At 63.4% G+C, this 12,975-nt stretch carries 10 protein-coding genes; 4 read left to right on the top strand and 6 right to left on the bottom strand.

What is annotated here, in order from left to right; genetic code table 11:
* Positions 1-16: 16 nt before the first annotated feature.
* Positions 17-2,893: an EAL domain-containing protein gene (locus CQ12_RS03470; RefSeq protein ID WP_057833968.1), complete on the top strand. Its 2,877-nt coding sequence runs from the start codon at positions 17-19 to the stop codon at positions 2,891-2,893.
* Between the two features lie 29 nt (positions 2,894-2,922).
* Here CQ12_RS03470 and CQ12_RS03475 read toward each other — a convergent pair whose 3' ends face one another.
* From CQ12_RS03475 to CQ12_RS03495, 5 genes are all read right to left on the bottom strand, one after another.
* Complete coding sequence (locus CQ12_RS03475) at positions 2,923-3,516, bottom strand: hypothetical protein (protein WP_157087980.1); 594 nt, start codon at positions 3,514-3,516, stop codon at positions 2,923-2,925.
* Positions 3,517-3,569: 53 nt separating this feature from the next.
* Positions 3,570-4,073, bottom strand: coding sequence for a c-type cytochrome (locus tag CQ12_RS03480; RefSeq protein WP_057833981.1), 504 nt, complete (start codon positions 4,071-4,073; stop codon positions 3,570-3,572).
* A gap of 133 nt (positions 4,074-4,206) precedes the next feature.
* Positions 4,207-5,961: a PQQ-dependent dehydrogenase, methanol/ethanol family gene (locus CQ12_RS03485; RefSeq protein WP_245309709.1), complete on the bottom strand. Its 1,755-nt coding sequence runs from the start codon at positions 5,959-5,961 to the stop codon at positions 4,207-4,209.
* 155 nt (positions 5,962-6,116) lie between these two features.
* The gene (locus CQ12_RS03490) at positions 6,117-6,620 is read right to left on the bottom strand and encodes a copper chaperone PCu(A)C (RefSeq protein WP_083519114.1); all 504 of its coding nucleotides are present in this window, start codon (positions 6,618-6,620) and stop codon (positions 6,117-6,119) included.
* A 257-nt stretch (positions 6,621-6,877) separates the two neighbouring features.
* The gene (locus tag CQ12_RS03495; protein ID WP_057833971.1) at positions 6,878-7,135 is read right to left on the bottom strand and encodes a DUF7662 domain-containing protein; all 258 of its coding nucleotides are present in this window, start codon (positions 7,133-7,135) and stop codon (positions 6,878-6,880) included.
* 131 nt (positions 7,136-7,266) lie between these two features.
* On the opposite strand from CQ12_RS03495, the gene CQ12_RS03500 reads away from it, so the two are divergent.
* A complete protein-coding gene (locus CQ12_RS03500) occupies positions 7,267-8,790 on the top strand; it encodes a sensor domain-containing diguanylate cyclase (RefSeq protein WP_057833972.1) in 1,524 nt (507 codons plus the stop codon).
* 137 nt (positions 8,791-8,927) lie between these two features.
* On the opposite strand, the gene galU is transcribed toward CQ12_RS03500, so the two are convergent.
* The gene (gene galU, locus CQ12_RS03505) at positions 8,928-9,806 is read right to left on the bottom strand and encodes a UTP--glucose-1-phosphate uridylyltransferase GalU (protein WP_057833973.1); all 879 of its coding nucleotides are present in this window, start codon (positions 9,804-9,806) and stop codon (positions 8,928-8,930) included.
* Positions 9,807-10,032: 226 nt separating this feature from the next.
* Here galU and CQ12_RS03510 point away from each other — a divergent pair, with 226 nt between their 5' ends.
* On the top strand, positions 10,033-11,415 hold the full coding sequence (locus CQ12_RS03510) for a lytic murein transglycosylase (protein WP_057833974.1): 1,383 nt from the start codon (positions 10,033-10,035) through the stop codon (positions 11,413-11,415).
* A gap of 209 nt (positions 11,416-11,624) precedes the next feature.
* The coding region (locus CQ12_RS03515; RefSeq protein WP_057833975.1) for an SGNH/GDSL hydrolase family protein at positions 11,625-12,975 on the top strand (1,351 nt) is incomplete at its 3' end.

The raw sequence follows: 12,975 nt of genomic DNA on the forward strand, positions 1-12,975 counted from the left end.
TCGCGGAGTACTGACATTGCGTCTGATCAGGCGCCTTGCGCTGCTTGCGCTGGGCCTCATGATTGTTATGGCCGCGCCTGCGGCGCACGCCATTGACGCGGTCAGCGTCCGCAGCGACGCGCCTGCCATCGACCTCACCGCCGTTCTCGACCATCAGCGCAGCGAGACCGACCGCATCCAGGTTTCGACGGCGCCGGGAACCGACGGCATCGTCCGCCGCATCGAGGTCCGCGCTCGCGAGGGCGGACAGAACTGGGTCGTGTTCGCACTCGCCAACAACACCGACGACCAGCTGGACCGCCTGATCGTCGCCCCGCATTATCGCATCGTGTCGTCGGGCCTGCTGTGGCCCGATCTCGGCCTGTCACGCGTCGCGACCATTACGCCATCGGTCGGCGATCGCCCTGAGCGCCAGGAAAGCGCGACCGCCGACATCTTCCGCATCACGCTCGATCCCGGCGCCGTCGTCACCTTCGTGGCGGAACTGCGCACCGATAAACTGCCGCAGCTCTATCTCTGGGAACCGGACGCCTACAAGGACAAGGTCAATTCGTTCACACTCTACCAGGGCATCGTGATCGGCATTTCCGGCCTGTTGGCGCTGGTGCTGACGATCCTGTTCGTGGTGAAGGGCAGCATCATGTTCCCCGCCGCCGCCGCGCTCGCCTGGGCGGTGCTGGTCTATATCGGCGTCGACTTCGGCTTCTGGGGCAAGGTGCTCGACATGTCCAACAACGCCGAGCGCGTCTGGCGTGCGGCGGGTGAAGCGATCCTGGCGGCGACACTGCTTGTGTTCCTGTTCGCCTATCTCAATCTCAGCCGCTGGCACGTGCGCTATTCCCACATCACCGTCGGTTGGCTGACCTTCCTCGGCTCGCTGGTGGCGCTGGCGCTGTTCGATCCCGCCGTCGCCTCCGGCATTGCGCGCATCTCGCTGGTCCTGATCGCCTTCGCCGGCTTCGCGCTGATCGTCTATCTCTCGACGCATGGTTTCGACCGCGCGGTGCTGCTGATCCCGACCTGGTTCCTGCTGGTGGTCTGGGTGATCGCGGCCGGCATGACCGTAGCTGGAAGCGTCACCAACGACATCGTCGGCCCTGCGCTGCTCGGCGGCCTCGTGCTGATCGTGATGCTGATCGGATTTACGGTCATGCAGCACGCCTTCGCCGGCGGCGGCGCCACCACCGGCATCGTGTCCGACGTCGAGCGCCGCGCGCTGGCGCTGACCGGCTCAGGCGACCTGATCTGGGACTGGGACGTCTCCGCCGACAAGGTGTTCACGAGTCCCGAGACCGAAAGCCTGCTGGGCTTAAAGCGCGGCACACTGGAAGGCCCGGCCGCGAAATGGCTCGAGGTGCTGCACCCGCTCGACCAGGATCGCTTCCGCGCCGCGCTCGATAGCGTGCTCGACCAGCGCCGCGGCCGCCTGGTGCAGGATTTCCGCCTGCGCACCCCCGACGGCCATTTCATGTGGTTCGCGCTGAAGGCGCGCCCGGTGGTCGGCTCCGACGGCGAGGTCTCGCGCGTGGTCGGCACGCTCACCGACGTCACCGAGATCAAGAACGCCGAAGAGCGCATGCTTCACGACTCCGTGCATGACAACCTCACCGGCCTGCCCAACCGCCAATTGTTCATGGATCGCCTCGGCGCGGTCGCCAATTTCGTCAAGAGCATGCCGACGCTGCGGCCGACGCTGATGGTGATCGACCTCGACCGCTTCAAGCAGGTCAATGATTCCGTCGGCATCGCGGTCGGCGATTCCATCCTGCTGACGCTGGCGCGGCGGCTGACGCGCATCCTCAAACCCCAGGACACGCTGGCGCGGCTGGCCGGCGACCAGTTCGGCCTGATCCTGATATCGGAACAGGATCCGGCGCGCATCACCGCCTTTGCCGAGACCATCCGCAAGACCATCCGCGCCCCGATCGCCTTCAACGACCGCGAGATCTTCCTGACCGCCTCCATCGGGCTCGCGCTGTCGGATCCGCAGACGCAGATCACCGAGGAAATCATCAAGGACGCCGAGCTTGCGATGTATCACTCCAAGCGGATCGGCGGCGACCGCATCGACGTCTACAAGCCGGCGATGCGCGCCCGCAAGACCGACCGCCTGACGCTGGAAAGCGAACTGCGCCGCGCCATCGAGCGGCAGGAAATCACGATCCTCTACCAGCCGATCGTGCGGCTGGAAGACCGCTCGATCGCGGGCTTCGAGGCGCTGGCGCGCTGGGATCATCCCAAGCTCGGCCGGATGTCGCCTTCGGAATTCATCACGATTGCCGAGGAAATCGGGCTGATCGTCGATCTCGGCATGTTCGTGCTGGACCAGACCGCGCGGCAACTCTCGGTGTGGCAGCGCGCGATGCGCTCGCGCGAGCCGATCTTCGCTTCCGTCAACGTCTCCTCGCGGCAGCTGCTGCGGCACGACCTGATCCACGACATCCGCACCGTGCTGTCGCGCTCGTCGGTGGCACGCGGTACGCTCAAACTGGAACTGACGGAATCGCTGGTGATGGAGAATCCGGAGCACGCGGCACAGATGCTGACGCGGATCCGCGAGCTCGGCACCGGGCTGTCACTGGACGATTTCGGCACCGGCCATTCCTCGCTGGCCTACCTGCAACGCTTCCCGTTCGACACCATCAAGATCGACCAGTCCTTTGTGCGCACCACCAGCCGCGGCACCCGGCCGGTGATCCTGAAATCGATCATCGCGCTGGCCCACGATCTCGGCATGGACGTGGTGGCGGAAGGCGCGGAAACGGATTCGGATGCGGTCGAGCTCTATCAGCTCGGCTGCGAATACGCGCAGGGCTTTGCCTTCGGCGAGCCGATGGACGCGGATGCCGCGATGCGGCTGCTGACGGAAGAACGGCTGGAAGCGGCGAGCTGATTCAGGCAGCCAAGATCATCGATTATCAGCTAATCCTTCGCTCGCAGTATGCTGATCCGCGTTTCATCGACGAAACTCTTCATGTCCTGATCGGGCCGGCGAAACAGGTTGCGTTCGACAACGAGCGAACGGCCACTGACCGTCTTGGTGCAGCGCTCCTTGAGGTAGACGCCTCCCACTGGCTGGTCTCCCGCACCCGGCTGGCCGTCGGTACATGCCCAGCCCTCCGCGCCGTAGCGCGACTTGGCCTGCAGCCCCAAGAGAAACGCCTTCTTCCGGATATAGAGACGCGCCTTCGGATCGGTCTCGATCTGCAAGCCAGCAATGTGGCCGGTATCGTCGATCAGCAAGGTGAGGATCGCAGGATGACCCGCCACCATGGTGCCGTCCCGACTGGTCGACGGATCGTAACCAAATCGGATCGCGCGTGTCCCACTCGCGTCGGCCGGGCAGTCACGCCAATCCTTCCAACCAGCCAATGTGCGCTTCGTATCCGCCGCGCAGGAGAAGTCGACATAGCCGGTGTCCGCCAATTCGGTCGCGGCCATTCCAAGGCGAATATCACGTAGATCGTTGCCGCTGAACTCTTCCGTTCGTGCCGGAGAGCTCGCGAGCGCGACCATCTGCCAGGCAAGCAGGCCCGCAGCAAAAACTTCTGGCAGCTTCAGTCTGCGCATCACTGGCCCTTCCCCGTGCTGGCGGCGGCCGCGTCATCCGGCTTCTGCGCCTGCGTCTTGTAGACGTCACATACCCGCGACGTGCTTGAGAAGAAGGCGACGCATTCCGCGAAAGTGGGTTCGCCGCCTCCCTTGATGTGCGCGATCACGTAGTCGGAGACGGCTTCGATATCCTTCGGTCGCAGAAACGTTCCGCCCTCGGGCGGCATCTGCGCCCCTGCGTCCTGGCGGTTCATGTCGTGGCATTTCACCTCATCGTAGGCGCCGCGTAGGAAGAACGGCATCCCCGTGCCCGGCCGCCCGCAGCCGACGGTTTCAATGATCTGATCCCGCGTCAGCTCGGTCTTGCGCAACGACAGCGCATCTCCGCCATAACCGCCACCGCCATTGCCGTGCCATTTGTGGCAACCGACGCAGTTTGCACGACTGAACACCGCCTTGCCGGCATTGGTCGGATCCGAGGCCGGCGCCTGCGCTGGCTGACCGTAAGCAGCGGCCGACATCGAAAAATTCAGGGCGACGACGATCGCAAGCAGCACGCCTGCCGCCGCCGGGAATCGATTGAAGACCATCATTGCATCTCTTGTCGAAGGAGCAGGAGGGGCCGCCGGTGGCGGCTCCTCCGTTTTTGAGATGTCAGAGTGCGAATACGTAGAGCATCGATCCCGGCTGTATCTTCTTCAGTTCGGGCGTCGAATCGATGAACCACTTGTCCCAGGCTCCGCCAAGGCCGACCAGAATGGCGATGTACTGCTTGCCATCGACCGTAAAGGTCATCGGCGGTGCGTTGACGCCGCCGCCCGTGTTGAACTCCCAGAGCTTCTGCAATGACTTGGCGTCAAGCGCATGCACTTCGCCTGATGGCTGACCGGTGAAGATGAGGTCGGGAGTCGCAAGGATGCCGCCCAAATTGGGGAACGGCGTTTCCATTTTGCCGGCGATCTTCCCGGTAGTCACATCGATCGCAGTCACGCTGCCGGTGATCTTGAACGGCTGGCTCGGACCGCCGCCGGTCCAGAACTCGCGCGGTTTCAGTTTGTCCGGCGTCATCACCTCAACCTTGATGCGATTGCAGCTCTCGATCACCGGGATGTACCAGAGCTTCAGATCCGGATTGTAGGCTGTCGGAGGCCAGTTCTTGCCGCCCATGTTGCCGGGGCAGATGTCGGTTTCCATGTTGGTGCGGCTTGGCGTCACCGACGCGATATAGGTCTGCACGGACTTGTTCGGGTCATACTCGATCGGCTTGCCGCTCTCCGCGTCGAGCCCCTTGGTCCATGTGACTTTCTTGACGAACGGCAGGCCCCAGACAAACTTGCCGTTGGTGCGATCGATCGCATAGGCGAAACCATTGCGGTCCGCTTCGAGCGCGAGCTTCCGCGGACCACTGGGCCCGGGGACATCGACCAGCACGTTTTCCGCCACGCTGTCGTAGTCGTAGGGGTCGTTTGGCGTGTGCTGATAGTGCCACTTGATCTTGCCGGTCGTGGCATCAAGGGCCAGCGAACTGTCGGTGTAAAGGTTGTCGCCGGGCCGATATTCATTGTCCCAGTCCGGTCCGGGGTTGCCGATGCCCCAGATGATGGTGTCGGTTGCGGGATCGTAGGTGCCGGTCACCCACGTCGAACCACCGCCGGCGGCGGCCGCGTTGTTGCTGTCTTTCCAGGTTTCGCTGCCGGGCTCGCCCTTGCCCGGGATTGTATGGGTGCGCCAGACCTCCTTCTGGGTCGAGAGATCGGTAGCGGCGATCCAGCCTCGGATGCCGTACTCTGCGCCGGCAACGCCCGTGATCGCCATGTTCTTGACGATCAATGGCGCGCCGGTGATCACCTCGCCCTTGTCGGGATCGGCGACAGTACGCTGCCAGGCGACCTGGCCGGTCTCCTTGTTGGTCGCGATCAGCCGGCCATCGAGCGTGTGGGAAATGACGAGGTTACCCCATAGCGCGACACCGCGGTTGTCGACGCCACAGCACGCCACGGCACCAGCCCAGTCACGGTCCGTCTTGGGGTCCATCTTCCAGACCAGCGCGCCGCGGCCGCCATGCGCATCGATTTTGTAGACGGAACCCCAGCCATCGGTGACGTAGAGAAAGCCGTTCTCTGCAATCGGCGTGCCTTCCAGCCCGCCATGGCTCCAGATGCCGCCGCCTTCGATGCCGCCGAGGTGCATGGTCCAGGCGACTTTCAGGTTCTTCACGTTATCGCGGTTGACCTCTTTCAGCGTGGAGAACCGGTGAGCCGAGTAATTCTGATGATGATGAAGCCAGTTGCCCGGTTCCTTGTCGACGTTGAGCAGTCGCTCCTGACTGACCTCGTCCGCGGCGGAGACAGGCAGTGCGCCCATCGCGCTGGCGGCAGCGGCTGCTGCGGCAAGCAGACAGCTTCGCATCAACATTCTTGTGTTACCTGAAGATCGCTCCATGAGTAATGCCCTCCTTGTTGGCAAGTTTTTGTTGGCAGTTCATGTTGGATTGAGCGTCCGGCATGTCCGGGCGTTCCGCTGACGGGCCCTATTCAGCGGACTTCAACAGTCCGCTGTCACGATCAAGGCGTTCGTGAAATCTGCACCTCCGTTTCTTTGGTTCCGGCTTTCTGGAAAATGACGGCGCATGTGAACTTCTCGCCGTCGACGAGCTTCTGCCGCGTTTGCAGCAGCATGACGTGATAACCGTCTCGCGTGAGTTCGATCGTCCTGCTTTCCGGAATCGGAATCGACTTGATCTCGCGCATGGCAGGCGCCCCTTCGCCGCGATCGACGGTGTGTCTTACGGAGAAATTCGCAAACGGACAGCGGACGCGCAGTATCGCGTCGGCTTCAGCCGCATCGTTTCTGATCGTCATCACAAGTGGGAGATCAACACCGACCTCGTCGGATGCCGGCACCCGGGCATTCGTCACCTGCAGTGCTTCGCCTGCAGCAGCGTAGCTCGGCGTCAGCCCAAGTCCGGCGACCAGTCCGAGGGCCAGAAACCGGGATCTGCCCGGCTGCGCAGCCCATCCTGTCCGATCAAGAGCACCATCAATTCTCGATATCGCGGCCGCGGTCATCGGCTCTCGCCGTGGCCATCAGAGACTGACAGGCGTGCGACGCCCAAACGACCATGTCGTCCGACTCATCGCCATCCTCCCACGATCAATTTTTCTTCTTGTCGTTTAAGTGCGACCCAAATTGAGGCGACGGTAGGGCCAGCGTCTGGAAAATGATTCCAACAAGAAGAAGCGCTGCTGGCGTACTCGATGCCAATCAATATTCTGCACGGAACGCGGCGCTGCATGCACCGGTGATGACGGGCGAACCGCGCCCCTCACCGCCTCACCGGCATCTTCTTGAACTTCACGCTTTTCGCGTCCGCCTGCCGGGTCGCGATGTAGCCGGCTTCCAGGCAGGCTTCGCGCTGCGGCATCTTCTCCTGCGGGCTGCGCAGGGTTTCCCACCATGACGCGCGCTGGGCGGCGCGCGGCAGCGCGGCGTCGATGATTTCCTCGATCTGTTCGAAGCTCAGCACGAATTCGGAAAGCGTCTGCGCCTTCAGATAGTCCCGTAACGGGTCGTAAACGTTCAAGCGTGTCCCCAATGGCGATTTGCACAAAACCGTCGGCGCCGGCAACCAGCCGTTAACTCTCTATCATATCGCGCTCGCCGCTTAAGGCCGCAACAATTTATCAGGCGCATACCGGATAGCGGGAACAGACGATGCTATTCGGACGGCAAAGCGACGTGGCCGGAAGGGGTTGGTTCGGGAAAGTCTCCGGCCGCCGACGTTGGCGGCTGTCGACCAAGCTCCTGATCGCCTCATCGATCGCGACGGTGATCGGTTTCTCCGCGATCTGCACCAGCGTCATGCTCGACATGCGCCGCGGCGAGGAAGAACTCGCACGCCAGACCCTGGAGAATCTCGCCGCCGGCATCGATGCCGACATCAGCCGGAATATCGAGCTTTACGACCTTTCGCTGCGCGCCGTCGCCAGCAACCTCGTGATGCCGGAGATCAAGGGCGTCACCAGGGAGATCCAGCACCTGATCCTGTTCGATCATGCCGCCACCGCCAAGCATTTCGGCGTGATCCAGGCGTTCGACGCGCAAGGCAACCTGACACACGATGCGTCGAGCCTCGACCCGGCGCCGGAGAATCGCGGCGACGAGGACTATTTCCAGGTTCATCGCGCCAATCCCGATGTCGGCCTTTACATGAGCCGCCCGATGCTACGCCGCAGCGCCTATTCGGTCGTGTTCAGCCGGCGCATCAACGATACCGACGGCGGCTTCATGGGCGTCGTGGTGGGCTCGATTCGTTTCAGCTATTTCCACGAACTGTTCGGCCGGCTCACGCTCAATCCCGGCGATACGATCACCGTGCTGCGCCGCGACCGAACCATCATCATGCGGACGCCGTTCGACATCGAAGTCATCGGAAAGAATCTGGCCGAGCGGCCGAGCTGGCGCGCTGAGAATCTGAAGGAAGGCGCAGCCTATGCCGGCGTCGGGCCGGTCGATCCGACACCGCGGCTTTACGTCCGCAGCGGCAGCACCAGCCTGTTCTTTGTCGTGGTCGGAAAGCCGCTCTCGACCATCCTCAACATTTGGCACCGGGAAGTGATCCGGATCGGCGCAATCATGCTGGTGCTGATCCTGTTCGTGGTCGGCACCACGCTATTCCTCGCGCGCGAGATCCGCCGCCGCGCGGAAGCCGAGGACAAGCTGGAGGAGCTGGCAACCACCGACGCGCTGACGGGGCTGAAGAACCGGCGCAAGTTCGACATCGAGATCGACGCGGAATGGCGGCGGGCGGCGCGCAACCAGACCCCTGTCGCGGTGCTGATGATCGATGCCGACCATTTCAAGGCTTACAACGACACTTTCGGCCATCAGGCCGGCGACCAGGTGCTGGTCGGCATCGCGATCTGCATTTCGGACTCGGTGCGACGCGCCGGCGATTGTCCGACGCGGTATGGTGGCGAGGAATTCGCAGTACTCTTGCCGGGCCTTTCGGTGGTGGAAGCATTCGCCGTGGCCGAAACCATCCGCTTGAAAGTCGAGCGATGGTCGGAAGATCCTGTCACGACGATCAGCGTCGGCGTGGCGAGCGTGACGCCCACAGCGGCGATCGATTGGACCTATCTGATCGAAGCTGCCGACAGGGCGCTGTACGCCGCCAAGGCCAATGGGCGCAACCAGTCGGTGGTCGCCGCGATCCCGCAGCTCGCGCTGGTGGCTTAGGCTATCTTGTCATGCCCGCGAAAGCGGGCATCCAGCACGCCGTGCTGCCTTCCAATCAATCACCGATGCCGCGGAGTATTGGATCATCCGCTTTCGCGGATGATGACAGTGGAGGACGCCGATTGCGCCTCCGCCCCTTATTTCTCCAGATACTTCTTCATCTCTGCGCGCAAACCGTCACGCAGGTCGGCGCGCGCCATGCCGTAGGCGATGTTGGCGCGGAGGAAGCCTGACTTGGAGCCGCAATCGTGTCGCTCGCCCTCGAACTCGACGCCATAGAAGCTTTGCGTCCTGGCAAGCGTCTTCATCGCATCGGTGAGCTGAATCTCGTTGCCGGCGCCGCGCTCCTGCGTCTCCAGTATCTCAAAGATTTCCGGCTGCAGGATGTAGCGCCCGGTGATCGAGAGGTTAGACGGCGCGGTGCCTTTCGGCGGCTTTTCCACCATGCCGTCGACCTCGAACATGTTCTCGGCGAGGCGCTTGCCGACACCGCAGATGCCGTATTGATGGGTGAGATCGTCCGGCACCGCTTCCACCGCGAGCAGATTGGACTTGGGGCCGAGCTTGCTTGCGGCCTCGATCATCTGCTTCAGGCAACCCGGGCTGTTCAGCACCAGCTCATCCGGCAGCACCACCGCGAACGGCTCGTCACCGACGATGTCGCGCGCGCACCAGACGGCGTGGCCGAGACCGAGCGGCGCCTGCTGGCGGGTAAAGCTCATGGCGCCGGCTTCGGGCTGGTCGCGCGCCAGGATATCCTGCTCCGCCTTCTTGCCGCGGGCCGCGAGCGTGGTGTCGAGCTCGAACATCCGGTCGAAATGATCCTCGATCACGCCCTTGTTGCGGCCGGTAACGAAGACGAAATGCTCGATGCCGGCTTCCTTGGCTTCGTCGACCACATATTGGATCAACGGCTTGTCGACGATGGTCAGCATCTCCTTCGGCATCGCCTTGGTGGCGGGCAGGACGCGGGTGCCGAGACCGGCGACCGGAAAAACGGCTTTACGGATCTTCATGGGATGTCGGGAGCCCTAGAAATGAGGAAAGTGCTTTGAAAGCACGTTGATAGCCGGTTTGCAGCCCTGAACAAAGGCGGATGTATGGTGACCACTCACCTCCCCTTGCGCGCGGGCAGCGCGACAACAAAATGCCCATTGTTAAGCTATTGGAAACCGTGGCAGGGCCTTTAGAACCGGGGTGAGAACGACGGACGGACACTGCATGTGCCTAGCTGAACGAGCGATGAGCAATCGAACCGGCGCGATCTTAATCGCGGCCGCGCTGTTGTGTTCCGGTCAGGCAGCTTTTGTCAGCCCGTCTTTCGCCCAATCCTCGGGGAATAATGGGGTTTCGAACTTTCTCGGCAACCTCTTCCCCGGCCAGAAATCCGCGCCTGCCGCGCAGGCTGCGCCAGGCCCCGACGGCGGCCCGCCGCCCTGGAGCGGCGAGGATGGCGCCTCCGGCCACCCTCTGATGACCGCGAGCGCGATCCGCGAGGCGGCTGCGAACTTTCCAAATTGCGTCGCCTCGATGTGGCCTGATGCCGCACGGCGCAACATCACCCAGGAAAATTTCCAGCGCTTCACCGCAGGCCTCGAACCGGATCTGCGCATCATGGACCTGATGGATTCGCAGCCCGAGTTCACCAAGGCGATCTGGGATTATCTCGACATCCTCGTCAACGACAACCGCCTCGCCAAGGGCCGCGAGATCCTCGCGAAATACAAGCCGCAATTCGATGCGACGGAGAAGGCCTATGGCGTCGACCGCTACATCATCGCGTCGATCTGGGGCATCGAATCCAATTACTCGACGCAGATGGGCGACCGCAACGTGGTGAATTCAACGGCAACGCTGGCCTGCATCGGCCGCCGCCAGGCCTATTTCAAGGACGAATTCCTGACCGCGCTCGAAATCCTCAACCGCGGCGATCTGCGTCCCGAACAGATGCGCGGCTCCTGGGCCGGCGCGTTCGGACCGACGCAGTTCATGCCGACCGCCTTCAAGCGCTACGCCGTCGATGCTGACGGCGACGGTCGCCGCGACGTCGTCGACAACGCCGCCGACCTGATCGCGTCCACCGCCAATAACCTCAAGAAGGACGGCTGGCAGACCGGCCGAAGCTGGGGCTATGAGGTGGTGCTGCCGCAGGGTTTCAATTTCATGCTGGCGGATAAGTCCAAGGCGATGACCATCGCGCAGTGGCAGGCGCAGGGCATGGTCCGGGCCGACGGCAAGCCGTTCCCCGATTCAACCGAAAAGGCCTATCTGCTGGCGCCGGCCGGCACGCAGGGGCCGGGTTTCCTGATGCTGCAGAATTTCCGGGTGATCATGAAATACAACCCGGCTGAGGCCTATGCGCTCGCGATCGGCCATTTCGCCGACCGCCTGCGCGGCGGGCCGCCGTTCGTGCAGCCTTGGCCGCGGCAGGAACGGGTATTGTCGCGAGCCGAGCGGCTGGAACTGCAGCAATTGCTGGCCCAGCGCGGCTTCTACAAGGGCACACCGGACGGCCAGTTCGGCGGCCAGACGCGGGAGGCGCTGCGCGGCTTCCAGGCCTCGATCGGGGCGCCGGCGGACGGATTCGCCTCTTCCGATGTGCTGGAGCGGCTTAGGGGGCGGTAGACCCTTGACGCGTTTTCTTCACACGGAACTGGCGTCCACCTCGCTCGAAAACCCCACTTTCAGGGTCGAAAGTAACCCTGAAAGCCATGATTCGGCAGAAGCCTTGACGATCGGGCCGGAACCCCGGTTTATGGGGAAAATCTGCCCGCTTGCGGCCCGATTCCGTTACTATATTTGACGCTTCACGATCCATTTTGCGACCGAGCCGGATGCGAAAGCCAAAGTCCTTCTTGCGCGTGTTCACCGATACCGGTCCTCTGGCCGTGCTGGCGGTTGTCATCGCGATGCTGGTCGGGATCGTCGGGCCAGCCTCCGCACAGTTTTTCAATTTCGGCGGCTTTGGCGGTTCCCCGCAGCGGCAATCGCCGCAGCGTGGCGGCGGCTGGTTCGGCGGCGATTTCTTTGCGCCGTTTCAACAGCAGCAGCAGCCCCAGGCGCCGCGCCAGGATTTCTCCCGCGCGCCCGGACCGGCCAAGCGCGACACGGTGCCGGAACGTAACGTGCTGGTGCTGGGCGACGCCATGGCCGACTGGCTCGGCTATGGCCTGGAAGATGCCTATTCCGAGCAGCCCGACATGGGCGTGATCCGCAAGCACAAGACCGCTTCCGGCCTGATCAAATATCAGCCGCGCGGCGAGCCCGCCGATTGGACTGCGGCTGCCAAGGCCATCCTCGCCACCGAAAAGCCCGACGCCATCGTCGTCATGCTCGGCCTCAACGACCGCGTGGCCATCCGCGAGGCGGTCACCGAGAAGAAGACCGACAAGAAGGATGAGAAGAAAGACGCCCGCGGCAAGCCGGACGCCAAGCCGGCAGACGGAAAGCCGAAGCCGGATGGCTCGACGGAGACAGCAAAACGCGACGAGAAGCCGGTCGACGCCGAATTGTCGCCTGACGATGCCGCCGACAACGATACGCCGCAAACCGCCACGCCCGAGAAGAACGCCCGCTCGGGCAGCGGGCTCTACGAGTTTCGCGACGAGCGCTGGGTCGAACTCTACGCCAAGAAGATCGAAGAACTGATCGGCGTGCTGAAAACCAAGGGCGTGCCGGTGTTGTGGGTCGGTCTGCCTGCGATCCGCGGCCCAAAGGGAACCGCGGACATGCTGTTCCTCGATGCGCTGTATCGCGACGGCGCCGGCAAGGCCGGCATCACCTATGTCGACATCTGGGACGGCTTTGTCGATGAAGCCGGCCGTTTCCTGCAAAAGGGTCCCGACTTCGAAGGCCAGATCCGCCAGCTCCGCACCGCCGACGGCGTCTTCTTCACCAAGCCCGGCGCACGCAAGCTCGCGCATTATGTCGAGCGCGAGGTGACGCGGCTCCTGGCCGCACGCTCCGGACCGATCGCCGTGCCGATCGAGCCGACAACGCCGGAGGCCAGTGTCGCGCCCGGCCAGCCGGCGCCGCGTCCATTGGCCGGACCGGTCATGCCGCTCGTGGCCTCATCCGTCGGCACCGATCAGTTGCTCGGTGGCCCCGGCTCGCGCCCGGCCGCAGTCGATGCGCTCGCGGCGCGCACGCTGGTGAAGGGTGAACCGTTGGCCGCGCCGGCCGGAC

Source organism: Bradyrhizobium jicamae (assembly GCF_001440395.1).
Lineage (GTDB): Bacteria > Pseudomonadota > Alphaproteobacteria > Rhizobiales > Xanthobacteraceae > Bradyrhizobium > Bradyrhizobium jicamae.